At 51.1% G+C, this 16,369-nt stretch carries 20 protein-coding genes; 9 read left to right on the top strand and 11 right to left on the bottom strand.

Annotation, left to right across the window (positions count from 1 at the left end; genetic code table 11):
- Window positions 1-10: 10 nt before the first annotated feature.
- The 7 genes from flaJ to AZH53_RS02590 form a co-directional block, all read right to left on the bottom strand.
- The gene (flaJ, locus tag AZH53_RS02560) at window positions 11-1,600 is read right to left on the bottom strand and encodes an archaellar assembly protein FlaJ (protein ID WP_319641986.1); all 1,590 of its coding nucleotides are present in this window, start codon (window positions 1,598-1,600) and stop codon (window positions 11-13) included.
- A gap of 1 nt (window position 1,601) precedes the next feature.
- Window positions 1,602-3,467: a type II/IV secretion system ATPase subunit gene (locus AZH53_RS02565; protein ID WP_319641987.1), complete on the bottom strand. Its 1,866-nt coding sequence runs from the start codon at window positions 3,465-3,467 to the stop codon at window positions 1,602-1,604.
- 9 nt (window positions 3,468-3,476) lie between these two features.
- Window positions 3,477-4,214, bottom strand: coding sequence for an ATPase domain-containing protein (locus AZH53_RS02570; protein ID WP_319641988.1), 738 nt, complete (start codon window positions 4,212-4,214; stop codon window positions 3,477-3,479).
- A 19-nt stretch (window positions 4,215-4,233) separates the two neighbouring features.
- Complete coding sequence (locus tag AZH53_RS02575; protein WP_319641989.1) at window positions 4,234-4,725, bottom strand: hypothetical protein; 492 nt, start codon at window positions 4,723-4,725, stop codon at window positions 4,234-4,236.
- Window positions 4,726-4,734: 9 nt separating this feature from the next.
- Entirely contained in the window at window positions 4,735-5,241 is a 507-nt protein-coding gene (locus AZH53_RS02580; RefSeq protein ID WP_319641990.1) for a flagellin, read from the bottom strand.
- Window positions 5,242-5,244: 3 nt separating this feature from the next.
- Entirely contained in the window at window positions 5,245-6,108 is an 864-nt protein-coding gene (locus AZH53_RS02585) for a hypothetical protein (protein WP_319641991.1), read from the bottom strand.
- Window positions 6,109-6,442: 334 nt separating this feature from the next.
- Window positions 6,443-7,015, bottom strand: coding sequence for a flagellin (locus AZH53_RS02590; protein ID WP_319641992.1), 573 nt, complete (start codon window positions 7,013-7,015; stop codon window positions 6,443-6,445).
- Between the two features lie 282 nt (window positions 7,016-7,297).
- Between AZH53_RS02590 and AZH53_RS02595 the strand changes: the two genes are divergently transcribed.
- Window positions 7,298-7,969 (top strand): hypothetical protein, encoded by a 672-nt coding sequence (locus AZH53_RS02595; protein WP_319641993.1) that lies wholly within the window; start codon window positions 7,298-7,300, stop codon window positions 7,967-7,969.
- Here AZH53_RS02595 and speB read toward each other — a convergent pair.
- Both speB and AZH53_RS02605 read right to left on the bottom strand, forming a co-directional pair.
- Entirely contained in the window at window positions 7,966-8,823 is an 858-nt protein-coding gene (speB, locus tag AZH53_RS02600) for an agmatinase (protein WP_319641994.1), read from the bottom strand. The genes AZH53_RS02595 and speB overlap by 4 nt on opposite strands.
- Before the next feature lie 4 nt (window positions 8,824-8,827).
- Window positions 8,828-9,211 carry a translation initiation factor IF-5A gene (locus AZH53_RS02605; protein WP_319641995.1) on the bottom strand — a complete coding sequence of 128 codons (384 nt, stop codon included), beginning with the start codon at window positions 9,209-9,211 and terminating at the stop codon, window positions 8,828-8,830.
- A gap of 81 nt (window positions 9,212-9,292) precedes the next feature.
- Here AZH53_RS02605 and AZH53_RS02610 point away from each other — a divergent pair, with 81 nt between their 5' ends.
- From AZH53_RS02610 to AZH53_RS02620, 3 genes are all read left to right on the top strand, one after another.
- A complete protein-coding gene (locus tag AZH53_RS02610; RefSeq protein WP_319643627.1) occupies window positions 9,293-10,084 on the top strand; it encodes a bifunctional fructose-bisphosphatase/inositol-phosphate phosphatase in 792 nt (263 codons plus the stop codon).
- Window positions 10,074-10,889 carry an NAD(+)/NADH kinase gene (locus tag AZH53_RS02615; protein WP_319641996.1) on the top strand — a complete coding sequence of 272 codons (816 nt, stop codon included), beginning with the start codon at window positions 10,074-10,076 and terminating at the stop codon, window positions 10,887-10,889. Before AZH53_RS02610 ends, AZH53_RS02615 begins: the two co-directional genes overlap by 11 nt.
- Window positions 10,890-10,990: 101 nt before the next feature.
- The gene (locus tag AZH53_RS02620; protein WP_319641997.1) at window positions 10,991-11,719 is read left to right on the top strand and encodes a DUF169 domain-containing protein; all 729 of its coding nucleotides are present in this window, start codon (window positions 10,991-10,993) and stop codon (window positions 11,717-11,719) included.
- Here the strand turns inward: AZH53_RS02620 and AZH53_RS02625 are convergent, their stop codons facing one another.
- A complete protein-coding gene (locus AZH53_RS02625) occupies window positions 11,720-12,181 on the bottom strand; it encodes a hydrogenase maturation protease (RefSeq protein ID WP_319641998.1) in 462 nt (153 codons plus the stop codon).
- Window positions 12,182-12,304: 123 nt separating this feature from the next.
- Between AZH53_RS02625 and AZH53_RS02630 the strand changes: the two genes are divergently transcribed.
- The 5 genes from AZH53_RS02630 (at window position 12,305) to AZH53_RS02650 (ending at window position 16,040) form a co-directional block, all read left to right on the top strand.
- Complete coding sequence (locus AZH53_RS02630) at window positions 12,305-12,793, top strand: ACT domain-containing protein (protein ID WP_319641999.1); 489 nt, start codon at window positions 12,305-12,307, stop codon at window positions 12,791-12,793.
- Window positions 12,793-13,779 carry a homoserine dehydrogenase gene (locus tag AZH53_RS02635; RefSeq protein ID WP_319643628.1) on the top strand — a complete coding sequence of 329 codons (987 nt, stop codon included), beginning with the start codon at window positions 12,793-12,795 and terminating at the stop codon, window positions 13,777-13,779. The genes AZH53_RS02630 and AZH53_RS02635 overlap by 1 nt, the downstream gene beginning before the upstream one ends.
- Window positions 13,763-14,878 carry a helix-turn-helix domain-containing protein gene (locus AZH53_RS02640; RefSeq protein ID WP_319642000.1) on the top strand — a complete coding sequence of 372 codons (1,116 nt, stop codon included), beginning with the start codon at window positions 13,763-13,765 and terminating at the stop codon, window positions 14,876-14,878. The genes AZH53_RS02635 and AZH53_RS02640 overlap by 17 nt, the downstream gene beginning before the upstream one ends.
- A gap of 127 nt (window positions 14,879-15,005) precedes the next feature.
- Window positions 15,006-15,557 carry an FKBP-type peptidyl-prolyl cis-trans isomerase gene (locus AZH53_RS02645; RefSeq protein WP_319642001.1) on the top strand — a complete coding sequence of 184 codons (552 nt, stop codon included), beginning with the start codon at window positions 15,006-15,008 and terminating at the stop codon, window positions 15,555-15,557.
- Window positions 15,558-15,575: 18 nt separating this feature from the next.
- Window positions 15,576-16,040, top strand: coding sequence for an FKBP-type peptidyl-prolyl cis-trans isomerase (locus AZH53_RS02650; RefSeq protein WP_319642002.1), 465 nt, complete (start codon window positions 15,576-15,578; stop codon window positions 16,038-16,040).
- Here the strand turns inward: AZH53_RS02650 and cutA are convergent.
- The gene (gene cutA / locus AZH53_RS02655) at window positions 16,004-16,345 is read right to left on the bottom strand and encodes a divalent-cation tolerance protein CutA (RefSeq protein WP_319642003.1); all 342 of its coding nucleotides are present in this window, start codon (window positions 16,343-16,345) and stop codon (window positions 16,004-16,006) included. The two genes, AZH53_RS02650 and cutA, sit on opposite strands and share 37 nt — an antisense overlap.
- Window positions 16,346-16,369: the final 24 nt, after the last annotated feature.

Genomic DNA, 16,369 nt, shown 5'->3' on the forward strand with positions numbered 1-16,369 from the left:
AAAATGCTCCTCATATCGTTGGAATGGTAAAGAACATGTCGACGACAAACGGAGTGACAATATACACAATGCCCGAAAGAGCAAAGAGAAGACTCCCGAATGCGTAATACATGTAATTATCTCCGCCCTTTACGATTTTTCCTGCGATTATGTTTGCTATGGTAATTATTATAATCACCATCGTTATATAGAATCCCATCTTTTCCTCGGGAAAATTCACGAAGATATTCATCATTCCGGACATCGATGATCCGACATTTGCCGATGAATCGCTCAGTGCTCCCGAACTGGCGGAGAAGCTCTCCATCACCGAGGTTACGGCATGCGACATGGAGATGAGAATCTGGAACAGGAATACGAAAATTGCAATCATGGCGACATGCATCGGGATCAGGAGTACGATGAATCCTGTTGCGAGCATCTCTCTTTTCTCCCGGAGAAGTGTCTGTTCCAGCATCGATGAGCTCACCACTTTGGCAATTTCTGCAGGATTTCCTCCCAGTTTCACCGAATCCCTGAAAATATTCAGGTATTTGTAGATGAGGTTGCTTCCGCTGTCATTAATGAAGCGGACCCAGACCATATCATCATCAAGTCCCAGATTGAGCTTGGAATATGCTGCATCGATAAATTCAGACAAAACAGGCAGTGATTTTCTGTCGATTTCGCCCATTGCCGTTGTGACGGTCAGACCCTTGCCGCCCATGATCGTTCCAAGACTTCGGATGAAGGTTGTAAAATCCTCATCCCTGTGGATGATGTTGCTATCATCGATGAAGCCGAATATTCCCAGAGGAGCAAGCAAAATGGCTATAACGAGAAAGATAACGCCGAAGTTGAATCCCAGGATGAACATGATGATAATCGAGATACCGAGGATGGGCAGAATAATCCGTTCCAGTTTTTTGATCGTCTGCTGCTCGTAACTCCCTTTTGTTGGGTTATCGTGGCATTTCTGATCTCCCGGGATTGATCGATACATGGTGATGATGCCGAAGAGTCCAATGCCTATGATGAGGAGATAGGATGAATTCAGGGTGGAATCGAGATCGGTTGGTGCATAGATCGCCACCGATACCATGATGATGATACTGACGATGGTACTGGAGAGCATCAGGGCGATGTACGCATCACCCCATTTTTTCAGCATCTCGATTCCCTGTTCGAAATGGTTGCGGTAGACACTGCGGACGGTCGAGAGTTCGAGGCGAATGAATTCATCGTCGGGGACACCGGAACTGATGGAATTGCCGTATCGGGTCAGCATACTGCTGAGCATTGCGTTCTTCGTCCGTTCTGCAACCAGTTCGAGAGCCTTGGCGTAATTATAATTCCATCTTTTAACGAACCGCTCGACCTTCCCGATGTATTTGGAGGTGACATACTCCTTGCGCTCGGCAGTGAATGCAAAGATCTCCGGTCTTGATACATCCGAGGTGATGATAGAGGCCATATAGGTGATCATGAAGAGAAGGTCCGCTCCCATTCTTTTATTTTCAAAAATCTGGTCCAGGCGACCACGAATGTCGCCGGCCAGGTCTTCGAATGGAAGTTTTCCGCCGGAACGTTCCCGTAGGGATGAAGAAAGCGACTCTAACATGTCAGATCTCGATTTTCAGGAGTCCCTGCTTTTTGATCTTCGTCATCATGTCGTAGAGGTCCCAGAATCTTGTATATCCGGCCTTATGCAGCCGTTCAAGTATCCTTGCCCGTTTATCCACCTCGAGATAGATATCCGAGCGTTTGTTCTCCGGGATGCCGAGGAGCGTTGCGATCTTGTTTTCGAGGAGGAAACTTGAGCCACGTCCGGTAAAGTCGAATTCATCCGTGATTGGATTCCACACAAACATCGCAACGAAGGAGAATCCACCGGTATCGGGATCATACCCGACCAGTTCATTTATCGAGAGCATTCGGCGGACCATGTCCCCGTTTGGCCGTCGTACCGCACTCTGGATGATGACGATATTCAGGTTGTCGACGTGGGTCATGGGGATGTTGATGGGATCACTGCAGAGACGCTGGATCAGTTTTTCTACGGATGCAGCGTGGAAGGTACTCATGACGGGGTGTCCGGTCTGCATCGCACCGAAGGCGACCGCGCCCTCCGATCCACGGATTTCACCGACGAGTATCTGATTCGGGCGCTGACGGAGTGCCGCCCGTAGCAGATCGAACATGGTGACTGCTCCTCCGTCACCTTCTCCGCTTCCCTTCCCCTTGGATACCTGCCGCGTCCAGTTCTTGTGGGGGACAGTAAGTTCGGGTGTGTCCTCGATGGTGACAATCTTGTTTTCCGGGGGGAGAAAACCGGTGATTGCGTTCAGGCTGGTTGTTTTTCCCGATGCCGTTTCTCCGCTCACGAAGAGTGACATGCCGAACTCAAGGCAGATCCAGAGATAAGCGGCGACCATGTAATCCGTCGTCTTCCATTCGATGAGGTTGAGAATGCTTGCCGGTTCCTCGGAGAATTTACGGATGGTGAAGTTACTGCCGTGTTTGCTGATCTCGGTTCCGTAGACGATATTGATACGTGAGCCGTCCGGCAGCGTGGCATCGACGATCGGGTCGCGATAGGTGAGCGGGCGTTTGATCCGTTCGGCCATTTTTATGACAAATTCATCGATTTCATCAGAGGTCCGAAATTCAACGGCTGATTTCAAACCCTTGAACGTCTTGTGCTCGATGAAGATCGGGCCCACGCCATCGCAGGTGATATCTTCGATATATTCGTCGTTGAGAAACGGTTCGAGGATACCCATATTGATTTTATCCCGTATGAGAAGATACTCGATGGACTGGTATTCCTGCTGGGTGACAATGATCTTTCCGTCCGGAGTGGTGGGGATATCCGAAAGCCCTGATTTTTTCAGGTCTTTTTTCTCTGAAAAATCGGTATTCAGGAAGTTGATGAGTCGGTCTTTCAGTCCTTTTGTCTCGGAGGCGGTGGAAGTCAGGTACTCAATGTCCTCATCAAATCCCCTGATGTAGGTGATCTCCCGCAATACCCGTTTGAGGACTTCCGTGCGTTCCTTGTCGGTGACAGGGTCATCTTCAAAACTATCGATGAAATCGACCAGTTTTTTCTCGACATGGGGAAGAATCTCGTTTACGCTATGGAGAAATGATGGTTCGATAGGGATGTAGAAATTGCGGACATCATTCTCATCGGGAAAGATGTGAATGAAGGTCATGTCGCTGACGGGGTAGATGAGATTGGGGCTTTCCAGTCCTTTCAGATCCCGTTTCAGTTCCGAGAAGAAGAGGGGGATCCCAAAGGTATTGACGGGGAATATCTGGAGGTACTCAAGGAGGTGAGGGGCATGTTTGACATACTCCTTGGCATTTGCCGGGAGCATTCTGTAGAGTGCATTTGCTTCGAGACCTTCGTTCGAGAAGTAATCCTCGTTTTCATCATAGTCCTCAGGGACGAAGGGAAGGTTTATCGATGCACTCAGCGCTCCCATGTGTTCCTCCTACACCCGTGCCATTGAAATGGGGATGATCTTCATGCCATAGCCCGGGTGAACCTCAAACGACACGATATTACCCGTGGTTTTTCGGGCGCCACGCACCTTGACGACCTCCATGATCATCACATATTTTTGCCCGACCAGCGCCCGTTTCATCATCAGATGGGCATCACAGATGGAACGGATACGAACGAGTGTGTCCTCCTCAAAGGCGTAAGTGTGCAGGGTGATAAGAATCGTCTTTCCTGAATCCACAATATTTTTGCAGTTTGTCAGAAACGCCAAAAGATCGGATTGTGTTGTCGTCTCGGTCAGGAGGGTCAGGGAGTCGATGATAACGACCTGCGCCTTTGAATTTTTTATATGATTGATAATTCTCTGAAGAATGCCCTGCATCTCCGCCTCACCCCATTCAAATCCGATGGTATGCATTGGAAAGATGCGAAGGTATCCCCAGGCAAAATAATCCGAGATGTCGAGGCTCATCGATTCCATCTGTGACAGAAAGCTTTTGGAGGTGTTTTCCGAGGTATAGAGATCAACATCGAGTCCGCCTTTCATGGCGCCCCAGATGATCTGCTGGGTGATGACACTCTTTCCGGTATCATTCTCTCCTTCAATGAGAGTCAGGGATTCGAGGGGGAGGCCGTCTGCCAGTTTTTTATCAATCTCGGGATTTCCGGTCGACAGGATATTCTTATCGCTGCCACCCAACAGGTCCCCAAGTAAATCTCCTCCCATTGTACTCCTTCTCCTCGTCTCAGTTCACATAGCCTGAATCATATACGCCGTTCGGTGTTGTTATCTGTACCCATTCCGGGATCTCCGTGAGCGGAAACTGAACCGTCAGATTTAGTGTTTCACCCGGGTCCAGCTGATTTTTATGAATACTGTCGGGTGTTATCCCTTCGACGGTCCATTCTCCGGTTCCGGGCATGGAGGAAGAATACGAATAATACACCGGTTCCTTGTCGTTCCGGAATATCAGGTGAAGGTCGAAGTACTCAAAGCCGGAGATGATCTCCTTTCCGGTATTTTCCACCTGAAGGTACATGACGCCGGTGGGCTGTACTATGGTCGACCCGGTGATCTCGATATCTGTTCGCATTCTGGCTTCCTGGTGATTGAATTTATCCGTTTGTGCTGCGGAGACGATTTCTGTCGTGGCAAGGATCCCCCCGATAATCACATAGGCGGTTATGATGAGAAGGATGAGTGCTACCGCCGTTGCAATGAGACCTCCGCTTGCCATGTGTACCTCTCATATTGCGGAATAAGTTGTCGAAACCGCGATTCCTGTCGGAAGAACATACTGGAAATAGACAACCCCGCCGGACGGGGGAAGAGGTGAGGTGGCGAGAGGTTTCATCTCCAGCTGCAATGTCTCCCCCGTATCCCAGTACCCGTTCGACGTATCTTCCCTGATACTGTATGTCCATTCTCCGGCCGAGGGCGCTCCTGAAGTGTAGAGAAGAATGTCGAAATCTCCCGGCTGGCCGAAGTAGATATCCGAGGTGTCGATGTCCGTATCTGCTATTCTGTTCGATCCCACGTTTTTGATCCAGATCTTCGTCGCACCTCCGTCCGTCGGCGAGAAGGCGTTGATGATCTTGATATCCGTGCGTAACCGTTCATCGGCACTCTGGGATGACTGGGTGAATGTCGATGTTGCTGAATATATGACAGGAAAAAAAGCATTGACCAGAATGGCGGCCGCTACAACGGCAGTAATAAGAAAAATGGCGGTGGCAAATGTTTCACTTGACATCTATCATATCCTGTCAAGCATTTTGATCCAGTCCTCGGTGGATGCGGTGGTTTTCCCCTCTCTGTCGCTCGTGGCTTCCTTCTGGAGATCGGTTGCATTGTGCATCGCCATCAGCACCTCGATCATCTCCCGATCAAGGGAGGCGTCGTTGGGAGAGAGTATCCGGTTGAGGATATAGAGTTCCGATACAAATTCCTTCGATCCGATCTCATGGCATTCCCCCAGTGATTCCGGCATCAGACGTGCAATTTCGATGACCTGATCGAAGGCGTCCTCCTCGATATATCCCATCGTCCGGTAGGACTGCATCATGATCTCCAGGCGGTCATGACCATATTTTTTCACCATTCTGTTGGTCCACTCGAACAGCTGATGAAGTTTCTGGAGATGGAGTTTCTCCTCACGCGGTTTATCTGTCTCTGGCTGGAGTCCGGCAAGTTTCTGCTGCAGGTTCTTCAGCATCGCCTCATCCGACATCAGCTGCTGATAGGAGGGGATATCATAGGGATTGTGTATTACAGAAGGATTTCCGGATACGGATTTCTCCGGGGTGGCGTGGGAATCGACCTGAGATGATACAGGAATATCTGCGACAGGTTCCTTGGCCTGAGTAACCTTCTCTTCCTCCAAAGATGGTTCCGGGGCCGGAGCCGGAACCGGTTGAATGATGGAGGGTGTTGACGCGGCAGACGCCAGAATGAACGGGTTTTCCAGTTCGTTCATTCGCTCCCTGATATCGATGAGGAGTCGTTTCACCGATTTTTTCAATAAGTCTACCTCGTCCTGCAGGTTTTGCAGTTTGACTTCCGGGTCATCTGCGGAAGCGCTGCTGAGAATATGATCGACCTGGGACTGGTTTATTGACATATGTGTGATATATTTGAAAGTATAGTATAAAATCTTTTATCCTGATTTTTACCGGAGTTATAAATATTGTTCCCGAATTGTTGAAAACGGAGAGTTCTAAATAATTGCCAAATCTCATCAATAATTCAGAATCGGCGTGATAGTTTTTGGGAAATGAAAACATTATTCGTCAGTTTTCTTCCCGGGGTTTCGCCAATGCGTTTCAGTATTGATTGGCAAATGGCCGCAAGCGCTCAAGGTACGTCACAGCTGCCGCGAACAGGAAATGGTGTGACCGAAATCGTCGAAGAAATGAAGCGTGAACTGAGATAATAATGCGGAGAAAAAGTGTTGTTTAGTAGAGGAGGTTGACCGCGTCGATCTTCGGCGGGGTGGTCCTCTTCAGGCCGAGCGGTGAACCAACGGAGGGGCGCACCTCAAGGTTGAACTTCGTGTTGACACCGAGTGCGGTGCTGGGCATGGCAACGATGGTGAACTTGTCGTCTCCCTCAAGGAGAACATCGTTTGCTGATGCACCATCAACGATACACCAGTGTCCGGCAGATGTGCCATTTGTGTCATACAGGGGGTCATCAGCGGGGAGGATCTCCACGACACTCGATGTTGCAAATACCATCTGGGTGGTGTCAAAGTCAACAGCGGTGCCGCCTGCACTCAGACCGACGGTAAAGCGGATGGTGGTGACGGTGTTGTTCGTTCCAAGACCGTACACATCACCGAGGATCTCCATCGACGACGATGCCATATCTACACTCGTATACACAACTTCCTGAGACTTCTGGGTTGTGAAGAAACCGGCGCCCAGGACCACGTATGAGAACACAGCGGCGACGACCACAAATGCAATGAGCACGATTGCAGCCTCAAGACCGGTGAAACCCTCTTCACGGTTCATAATTTTCTGCATCTACATTTCCTCCATGAGATGAACCACTATGATTCAGTGATTAACAAGAATACTTGGAATGTGAATTATAAATACTTTTCCATGAATCGAATCGCATAACTCGATTATTCAACAAAACATTTATATGTAAAAAAAATTTTGATGCAATTTGTGCATATCGTAAGTGCTTGATGATGTGTAAGGCAATTCAGCGTATTGATTATTTATACTTTGGTTTGGATGTGGGCAGAATGGTGGATTTATGCATCATCTTCTTATATTGCTGAAATCCAACATTCTTCTATGAAAAAAGAGGATGCGGTCTTTTTCATCATTGCTGTTGTGGTTGTACTGTCGATGGCAATTTTTGTAAAACCCGTTCTCCAGGGTGAAGCGATCTTTGGCGGTGATGGTGACGCTGATGCCGATGAGCCACTTGCCATTCCGGCAGACCTCTCGGGTCTTCAGGAGGGAACATCATCCGTGACAACGGCCTCCCCTCCTCCGACTCCCACTCCGGTGCAGACCCCTGCATGGGACGGGGAGCCAAAACCGGTGAAGTATGTTGATCCTTCAACGTACAATATCGAGCAGGAAACAACGATTTCCATGCGGCCACAGCCGGTGGCCTATCAGAGCGACCGGACGATGGTGCCGTATGCGATTATCAGCGGCGACGCTTCGGGAACCACCGAAATCCTTCAGATCCCATCAGGATACTGGGAACTTCACCTGACATTCGAGGGATGGACCGGCAGTCCCTATGAGTCGTATATGGCTGTTCAGGTCAGAAATGCGGATGACAGAAATGATTACCGGGTCTTTAGCACACGGGAAATGGCCCCGGTCATCATTGATGACGATAATGTGTGGGTGCTGGAAAATTATGAACCCGGGAATTTCTATTTTATCCTGTATGAAGAACTGGTCAAATCCTACACCATCAGAATACTCATCCCGGAGGATACGTTCTAACGAACGTTCTTTTCTTTCCAGTGACAGGCAATAAATTCCCTGACCAGTTTGCCCGCCACCGCAGCGGTCTGACCCGCATCGATGGGACAGACTTCCACATAATCAAAGCCACATGATTCAGGACCTATGGTTCGGATCACGTCCCTGATGTCAAAAGGGGTCAGACCAAACGGTTCCGGGGTCCCGTGTCCCGGAGTAAGACAGCAATCAATGGCATCTGCATCGATTGAGAGATAGGTTCGTTTTCCGGCAATTGCCGGGAGTATCTCCTCAATGATGTCATATATTCCCCTCTCCCGGACATCCTCGGCGGTATACAGATGAAGGGTGCGGGCATACTCGTATTCTTCCCGGGTGCCGCTTCTTGCCCCGATGATGAATATGTCCTGTACCCCAAGTTCAGCGACTCTTCGGGTTACGCAGGCATGATTATATGGCGATCCCCCGTATTCTTCCCGGAGGTCGAGATGAGCATCGCATACGATATAGCAGTCGGGTCGCAGGGCACGGATAACACCAACCGTGACGCTGTGCTCCCCGCCGAGGAGGATGGGAATTTTTCCGTCTGCCAGCAGGTCCCGGGCAACGTCCTCTACCTGTGCGACAACCATGTCGGGGTGTGACTCCGGTTCGATATTTCCGAGATCGGTAAATGGGATGTCGGTCAGATCGATATCAAAATCCGGAATATAGGTTTCGAATGTCCGTGTTACCCGGCGGATTGCATCCGGCCCTTCACGTGTGCCTGCGAGATAGGTCGTTGTTCCGTCGTAAGGGACACCAAAAATTACATACTCTGCGGATTCGTACGGTGCATCAGCATCCGCAAAAAAATTGTGTGATAGATATTGCATCTCTTCAGAGGTCGAGTTTCTTTTTGTTGAGGGATTCGATGTACGGAATTTCCTTCCCTGCCTCAAGCTGGGAAAGCTGCTGGTCCGTCACTTCAAGCTCAAACATTTCGTAGTCCTTAATGTCCATAAACTGGACGGTGTTCCCTGCAATCGAGATGACCTGGGCATTTTTACGCTCCACAATGGGGACATACGTCTTGGCGCTTACCGGCTGAACGATCGAGCGCTTGACGCCGTCGAAGATACCGACAACATCAATTCTGGATTTTGCTGCTCCGTGTTTGCCGGGTTTTGATGTTGAGATGGAGAGAATTTTGCATGGCTCATCATCAACAACAACATATTTGCCCTCTTTCAGTTTCCCAATTTCCGTCTGCTGTTTACTCATGACAATCAAACTCTCCATTACTTTTCTCAATAAAGTTAAATAAATACACTGGTAAGGTCCATACTACCTCGAGTGGATTCAATGCAATTTTTGGTCTCCTGCGCTGAGATGGCAGATATGGTGGAGGAAGCGATCAGCGGTCTTTCAGGGAATTCCCGTGCATCGGCGTTCGTTGCAATGGGTGCGGACGGAACACCGACCAAATATATTGACAAGGTCGCAGAGGATGTTATTTTTGAATATCTCAGAGAGAATGAGATATGTGCGAACGTCATCAGTGAGGAGGCCGGACGATGTGAAATGCCGTCGGGTGAGGGAACGGTTATCGTTGATCCCATTGATGGCACGTCCAATGCCATCCGCGGAATTCCGTATTATGCTCTCTCGATAGCGCGGGAAGTTGATGGTCATCTTGAGGAAGCATTTATTCGTGATCTCGCGCACCACGAGACCTTCACCGCCATTTACGGGAAGGGGGCCTGGCTCGACGGGAGTAGTATCCGGGTATCGGAAACCAGAAACCTTGAAGAGGCGACGGTTTCCTTGTATGGAAGACGATATCATCCCGAGTCACTGATGGGATTGGGGAAAAAAATCCGGAGGTGGAGACTGATGGGTGCCTCGGCTCTTGAACTTGCGTATGTTGGTGCGGGAAGGATTGATGCATTCGTGGATCTCAGGGGAAGCCTGAGAATTACTGATGCTGCAGCAGGTATCCTGATCTGTCAGGAGAGCGGAGGAATGGTTAGCGCTCCGGACAGTGGAGAAATCAGGTATTCGGGAGATGTAAGGGAAGGTGCCCGGCTTGTCGCATCAAATGGACATCTTCACCCCGGCATTATGGATGTACTGGAGGTATACCATGAAAATTAACTGTATCCCCCGTCCCGACGAACCGGACGCCATCAGGTATGCCTTTGATCTGGCCAGTGTGCTTCGGGGGGACGGACATGATGTCGGGGTTGACTATGCAGGAGATGCGGGCATACCGGGAGGCTCGGAGGAAGGGGGGGCCGGTATCCCGGATATGGCCGTCGTCATAGGGGGGGACGGGTCGGTTCTGCATGCCGTACGTCATCTCTCCCCGCAGGTTCCGCTCATCGGCGTCAATTTCGGGAGGGTGGGGTTTCTGACGGATCTCGAAGCCCAGGAGGCTCCTGCCTACCTGCGCCGGATTGCACGGGAGGGATTTTCCGTTGAAAGAAGGATGCGCATCCGTCTTTCAATTGACGGCAACTATATGGGCGATGCCCTGAATGAGGCGGTCATTGTCACCGAACGTCCTGCGAAGATGCTGATGTTTACCGTATTGGTTGACGGTATCGCAGCAGAAACCTTCCGTTCAGACGGAATCATTCTTGCAACGCCGACAGGCTCGACCGCCTATGCGATGAGTGCGGGAGGCCCGATCGTGGATCCGAGAATCAGGGGGTATCTCCTCGTACCCCTTGCCCCGTATATGCTTTCATCCAGACCTCATCTCATCTCGGCGGATCGCTCCCTCGAAATCGGATTTGAGAGCGACAAACCGGCAAGCCTGGTCCTTGATGGGCAGCCGGCCGGAGAACTGGAGAACGGGGCGGTGGTCAGGGTGGAGGAATCTCCCGAACCGGCGATATTCGTCGACGGAGGAAAGAATTTCTTCATAAAGGTGGACCGGAAACTGCGCCGCCTTTAGATGCCATATTGGGTTGAAAGATATATTTATCATATTTTTGTCTCAATCTAACCACTACCTGCAGGCGAAGCTCTGCATGAGTGAATGAATGGAGGTTTCTCATGATTGACGAGATGAAAACAGATATTGATTATGCCGCTGTTGCGGAAATGTTCAAGGATATCGGTATATCCGGTTCACCGGTTGCAATAAAATTTGCCAAGAATGAAGAGGGGATCCCGGTTGGTGTACCGGAGACCGATGAAGCGGCCCGCCACTGTCAGATGGTAACCCTCGCAAAGAATGAAGGTCGTATCATGTATGCCCGTGCCGATAAACACCAGTGCATGGGAGGGGCATGGGCTCTCGGTCTGAAAGAACTGACGACAACTCTGAAATCCGGAGAATTTTATTTCAAACTTGGAAAGTTCAATTCATGGGCCGCGTGCATGCGCACCATCGATTCTGTTCCGCATGTACACCCTCCGGCGACCGAAGAAGTGAGTACCTATGCGACCGTCTATGCACCGCTTGAGAAGACGCCCTTCGATCCTCATGTCGTTGTCATTCTGGCACAGCCATTTGTCATGCTCAAGATTGCCCAGGCAATTCTCTATAAAACCGGCGGCCGTGTGGAGAGCAACATGGCCGGAATTCAGTCGGTCTGTGCCGATGCATGTGCCTATCCGTACATGACCGGCAAAGTGAACTATTCCCTTGGGTGTGACGGCTCGCGGAAATTCTCCGGTATTGACGATGAACTGATGGTCATGGGAATCCCCGGCGAACTCATCAAGGATGTGGCCGACGCCCTCCCGATCGTCACCGGTGCTGCAGGGTCCAAAAAATAATCAGGATGTCTGATTATCAATCAGGTCCTCAATTTTTTTAACCGCTTTCGGAACCGCATTTTCAACATCAGGGTCCATAATGTCGGAAAAATGGTCTATGTGGCCCCCCTCGATGCCAATTATTATTATTTCGGTCGATATTCCCATTTCCTTTGCTATTCCAACGGTATCGAGGACTCCTATATCTGAAAGGGAAAGAGGAAACGTCTCGTTATCCGGCGGGGTGTTAAATACTTTGATCTCCCCTTTATTTGCAGCGTATCCGGACATCGCGTCGACGATGATAATCCTTTCATGATTTTCCATCATTGGAATCAGGCCCAACCCCCCGACACCGCCCTCGCTGGTGGCGATATCGGGGCGTTGCCCTTCAAGTGCCTCAATAACCCGAAGTCCAACAGCGTCATTGCCCATAAGAGGGTTCCCGCATCCGATGACCAGTGTCCGTTTCATTTCGTTCATATGCATACATGTCAGGATCGGATATCTTCACTCTCCTCCTGCCAGCCCCCGTACGACGTTGTAAAAGACTTATCTCTTTCAGAGTTGAAGTACTTTCAGGAGTGCATTTCAGTGCAGGTGTCGATGAAACTCGAGATGAAGGATTCTCCGGGGCAACTGGTCGCGGTCATTCAGCCGATATCGGAGATCGGCGGAAATATCCTCTCGGTAATCCATGAACGTGATCCCGCGGTGAAAAGTGACGTTCTGGATGTGCAGATCCTCTGTGAAATCCCTGAAGGATCGCTTGAATCACTTCTTGCCAGTTTCCGTGACCGCGGTGTCAATGTGCTGAGGATAGGCGAGGAACGATTGCTCGTCCGGCGTTCCGTGATCCTTATCGGCCATCTCATCCATACGGATATCAGCGATACGATCGACAAGATCGATTCTACCGGGTTTGCAGAAGTTCATGCCCTCTCCATGATTATGCCTGCGATTACCGAGCCTTCATCCACAAAAATGACAATAAAATCCGATAGCCTTGCAAATATCAATCGTGCACTCGACATCCTCAGAAAAGTGGCGCGTGAGAAGGAATTTCTCATCATTGAACCGCTGGAGGACGTATGATTAGAATTGCGATGCTCGGTCTTGGTTCGGTGGGGAAGGGAATTGCACGTGCAGTCATGGAGCAGGACCTTGGGTTCTCGCTCACCGCCGTCGCCGACTCGAAAAGCGGTCGGATTGAACCCTCGGGAATAGACATCGCCCCGATGCTTGACCAGAAAGAACGGACCGGGATGTGCGGTACGGCCGGGGTGACCGCCGCCGAGATTCTGGCCTCCGATGTCTATGATATATTGATTGAGGTGTCGCCGACAAATGCCGAAACCGGGGAACCGGCCCTTGGGTATATACGGGAAGCACTCTCCCGGGGAAAGAGTGTGGTTACCTCGAACAAGGGCCCGGTTGCGCTTGATTTTCAGTCGCTGCACAGACTGGCAAAAGAGAATGGGGCGTATTTCCGATATGAAGCGACCGTCTGTGGTGCAATTCCGATCATGCACACCATCGAGTCCGGGCTTGCAGGGAATACCATCACAAAACTGTACGGTGTCTTTAACGGCACCTGCAATTACATCCTGACGAGGATGGCCGAAGAGGGGCTCACCTATCAGCAGGCGCTTCTCGAGGCACGGGAACTTGGGTATGCAGAGGCGGATCCAACCTACGATGTCAAGGGAATCGATGCGGCCATCAAACTCGTGATCCTCGCAAATGCCGTTTGGGGGATGGAAAAGACCCTGGATGATGTCGACATCACCGGAATCGACGGGGTGACAACCGCAGCCATTGCACTTGCAGAGGAGCAGGATCTCACGATCCGGCTCATCGGCGAGATTATTCCGGCCGAGAATATCCTGAGAGTCTCTCCCCGCATTGTGTCGAAGTCTCATCCGCTGGTGGTCGAGGAGACCCTGAACGCAGTGGCTATCGACACGGAAATGGCGGGTGAGATTACCCTTATCGGAAAAGGCGCAGGGTCTCTCGAGACCGCAAGTGCGGTCATTTCCGATCTCCTTTTCATACGTGATTGCCATGGCGGGCGTTCTTGAGAAGAGAAGAGAACTTCTGAGCATCATGAGGGATCTTACCCTCGAACACGGCTATTTTACGGTGAACGATATCGCAGAAGCCCTTGAGATCCCCCGGAGCACGGTTCAGGACTGGGTTTCCCGGCTCATCAACGAGCAGTGCGTTGTGGTAAAGGAAGAAAAAAAAGGGCGTTTTCCTGCAAAATACCAGATCCTGAGTGCAAAACTGGCGCCTGCGTGCAGGAGAATCTTCACGACGGTCGATGGGGACAGGGTTGCCATCTTTCACCAGTGCATGAGCACGGGGTGCGCCGCATTCTGCGCATATCACCATACCTGTGCAGGTGGGGCAATCGAGACAATCGGCCTCGAAGGGCGGCTTCTTGTCGAATACGCACGGATAGGGGACAGCGATGCTGAGATCGGCCTCTATCCGCTTCCAGCGGTGGGAGTGCTTGGAGTCCGTCGGGAAAACGGATTCATTATCCAGCGTATCAGCAGCGTGGGCGGTCCGGCCTATTCCCTGACCGATATGATGGCCATGGCTGAGGGTGTCTGCGATGTGCGCGTGGGGAGTACGGAGGGGATTGTTGAAGGGGAGGTGATGACCCGTGCCCTCACACATCTGATCATCGGGGTGGATGATACCGATTCGAAGGACGGGGGGGCGACCTTCGCCCTTGCCCTCGGTCTGATTCAGTACCTCGGAAAGATGCGAAGGGTCTATCCAATTGGGCACAAGGTTGCGATGCTTGTTCCGAATCCTGAAATCTGCACCACCGGCAACTCCTGCAGTTTTATCGAGGTGGCGGTCAGACCGGAAGATGTCGACCGGGTGATTGAGCGGGCTCTCCGCTTTGTTCGCAACCAGTCGCTCTCACGGGAGTGGGGCATTGCCGTAAAAAAAGGGTTTTCCATTCCCGGACAACTCCGGGGATTTGGTCTTCTGGCACGCAGGGAGCTTGTAACGCGGGAAGAAGCACTCGATGTCGCAGGAGAGTGCTCCATTCTCCTTGCCGGGGGAAACGGGATCATCGGTGCTCTTGCGGCGGTCGGACTCTCGGGAGAGAAGATGTCCGTGCTCCTGAATCCGGCAGAGATGCCGGATTCCACTCTGTAGAAATGTGGACCGGTACCGGGCGGCCTTACCCGTGGTGGTGGCATACCTTCAAGAAAGTGCATGCCCCAATAATGCATGACTGCTGAGCGAACGGCGATGATGCTGCAGCAGAATATGAGGAGATTTCATGAATACCCGAATTGCACGAATACCTCCCTGGCTCCTGCTCGGGATTGTTATTGCCCTTGGTATCGTATGTGCAGGATGTACGACGCAGGATGCCCCGGCCGCAGAGACTGCAGAAAATGGTGATCTGGTTCAGGTGCATTACCGTGGATATCTGGATTCCGGGGAAGAGTTTGATAACTCGTATGCAAAGGGCCAACCCATTGAATTCGTCGTCGGCGCAGGGCAGATGATTGCAGGGTTTGATGCTGCGGTGGTCGGGATGGCCGTCGGCGACACAAAGACGATTCATCTGACACCTGAAGAGGCATACGGGTACCCTGACCCCGACCTGATTCTGCCTTTCCCGCGTGAGTCGTTTGGAAATGGAAGTAGCCCTCAGACGGGTGATGAATACACTCTTACAAGCGGTGGCTCAACATATCGTGTCGTAGTTGTGTCGGTGAATGAAACAACGGTAATGGTTGATTTTAATCCACGCCTCGCCGGACAGGACCTGAACTTTGATATGGAGCTTGTCGGGCTGGAAAAGAATGCCGAAGATGGCAGCTAAGAACGAATGGGTGGCAGAATGGACGGGGTAAAGGCCAGGTTCGGGGATACGGTACGGGTCCATTTTACCACGGCGGATATGGAAGGGAATGTTCTCGAGTCCTCCCGCCCGGGAAATCCGCAGACTGTCGTTATTGGAGAGGGAACCATCAATCCCCTCTTTGAGGAAGCCGTAATCGGGTGTTCCTCCGGGGATGTCCGCACGGTTCGGCTGAGTGCCGATCAGGCATACGGGAAATACAGGAAACAGCTGATATTTACCCTGAAGAAAAAGACCCTCTCTCTCAAGGAGGAACCGGAACCCGGCCAAATCGTTGTGATATCCCTGCCGTCAGGCCAAAAGACCCACGCAGTGGTCAGGGAAGTGAAGGCAACGAAAATTGTGGTGGATGCCAACCATCCCTATGCCGGAAAGGACCTGATCTATACCCTTGAACTGGTTGATGTTCAGTCCCGCCCCCCGGGTGGTTCCGAGACGCTCTGAAGCACCCACGCCAGATACGACTCCGTTCCCTGCGACACCGGAACTCCCAGAATTTCCGGCACATCGTACGGGTGCAGGGTCCGTATCCGATTCTCAATCTCGGAAAATTTTTCAGGGGTTGTTTTCATCATCATCAGGAGTTCGCGCTCTGTACAGAAATTCTCCTCCCAGATATACATTGATCGTACCGGGATGAGATTGATACAGGCTACCAGATGTTCATTGACAAGGGCGTGTCCGATGTCATATGCCACATGTTCAGGGGCGGTGGACATGACAATCATCAGGGATGGATCTTCGGGCATATTCGTATCTCCTCATTCCTGAAT

This window comes from Methanovulcanius yangii, assembly GCF_018687785.1.
GTDB lineage: Archaea > Halobacteriota > Methanomicrobia > Methanomicrobiales > Methanomicrobiaceae > Methanovulcanius > Methanovulcanius yangii.

Excerpts from the sequence above, each read along its gene's own strand:
- AZH53_RS02625 (WP_319641998.1), bottom strand. The coding sequence starts at position 12,181 with ATGAACGAAATGAAACGGACACTGGTCATCGGATGCGGGAACCCTCTT.
- AZH53_RS02580 (WP_319641990.1), bottom strand. The coding sequence starts at position 5,241 with ATGTCAAGTGAAACATTTGCCACCGCCATTTTTCTTATTACTGCCGTT.
- AZH53_RS02595 (WP_319641993.1), top strand. The coding sequence starts at position 7,298 with ATGAAAAAAGAGGATGCGGTCTTTTTCATCATTGCTGTTGTGGTTGTA.
- speB (WP_319641994.1), bottom strand. The coding sequence starts at position 8,823 with ATGCAATATCTATCACACAATTTTTTTGCGGATGCTGATGCACCGTAC.
- AZH53_RS02570 (WP_319641988.1), bottom strand. The coding sequence starts at position 4,214 with ATGGGAGGAGATTTACTTGGGGACCTGTTGGGTGGCAGCGATAAGAAT.
- cutA (WP_319642003.1), bottom strand. The coding sequence starts at position 16,345 with ATGCCCGAAGATCCATCCCTGATGATTGTCATGTCCACCGCCCCTGAA.
- AZH53_RS02610 (WP_319643627.1), top strand. The coding sequence starts at position 9,293 with ATGCAATTTTTGGTCTCCTGCGCTGAGATGGCAGATATGGTGGAGGAA.
- AZH53_RS02615 (WP_319641996.1), top strand. The coding sequence starts at position 10,074 with ATGAAAATTAACTGTATCCCCCGTCCCGACGAACCGGACGCCATCAGG.
- AZH53_RS02640 (WP_319642000.1), top strand. The coding sequence starts at position 13,763 with ATGGCGGGCGTTCTTGAGAAGAGAAGAGAACTTCTGAGCATCATGAGG.
- AZH53_RS02630 (WP_319641999.1), top strand. The coding sequence starts at position 12,305 with ATGAAACTCGAGATGAAGGATTCTCCGGGGCAACTGGTCGCGGTCATT.
- AZH53_RS02650 (WP_319642002.1), top strand. The coding sequence starts at position 15,576 with ATGGACGGGGTAAAGGCCAGGTTCGGGGATACGGTACGGGTCCATTTT.
- AZH53_RS02575 (WP_319641989.1), bottom strand. The coding sequence starts at position 4,725 with ATGGCAAGCGGAGGTCTCATTGCAACGGCGGTAGCACTCATCCTTCTC.
- flaJ (WP_319641986.1), bottom strand. The coding sequence starts at position 1,600 with ATGTTAGAGTCGCTTTCTTCATCCCTACGGGAACGTTCCGGCGGAAAA.
- AZH53_RS02565 (WP_319641987.1), bottom strand. The coding sequence starts at position 3,467 with ATGGGAGCGCTGAGTGCATCGATAAACCTTCCCTTCGTCCCTGAGGAC.
- AZH53_RS02590 (WP_319641992.1), bottom strand. The coding sequence starts at position 7,015 with ATGCAGAAAATTATGAACCGTGAAGAGGGTTTCACCGGTCTTGAGGCT.
- AZH53_RS02585 (WP_319641991.1), bottom strand. The coding sequence starts at position 6,108 with ATGTCAATAAACCAGTCCCAGGTCGATCATATTCTCAGCAGCGCTTCC.
- AZH53_RS02620 (WP_319641997.1), top strand. The coding sequence starts at position 10,991 with ATGATTGACGAGATGAAAACAGATATTGATTATGCCGCTGTTGCGGAA.
- AZH53_RS02645 (WP_319642001.1), top strand. The coding sequence starts at position 15,006 with ATGAATACCCGAATTGCACGAATACCTCCCTGGCTCCTGCTCGGGATT.
- AZH53_RS02605 (WP_319641995.1), bottom strand. The coding sequence starts at position 9,211 with ATGAGTAAACAGCAGACGGAAATTGGGAAACTGAAAGAGGGCAAATAT.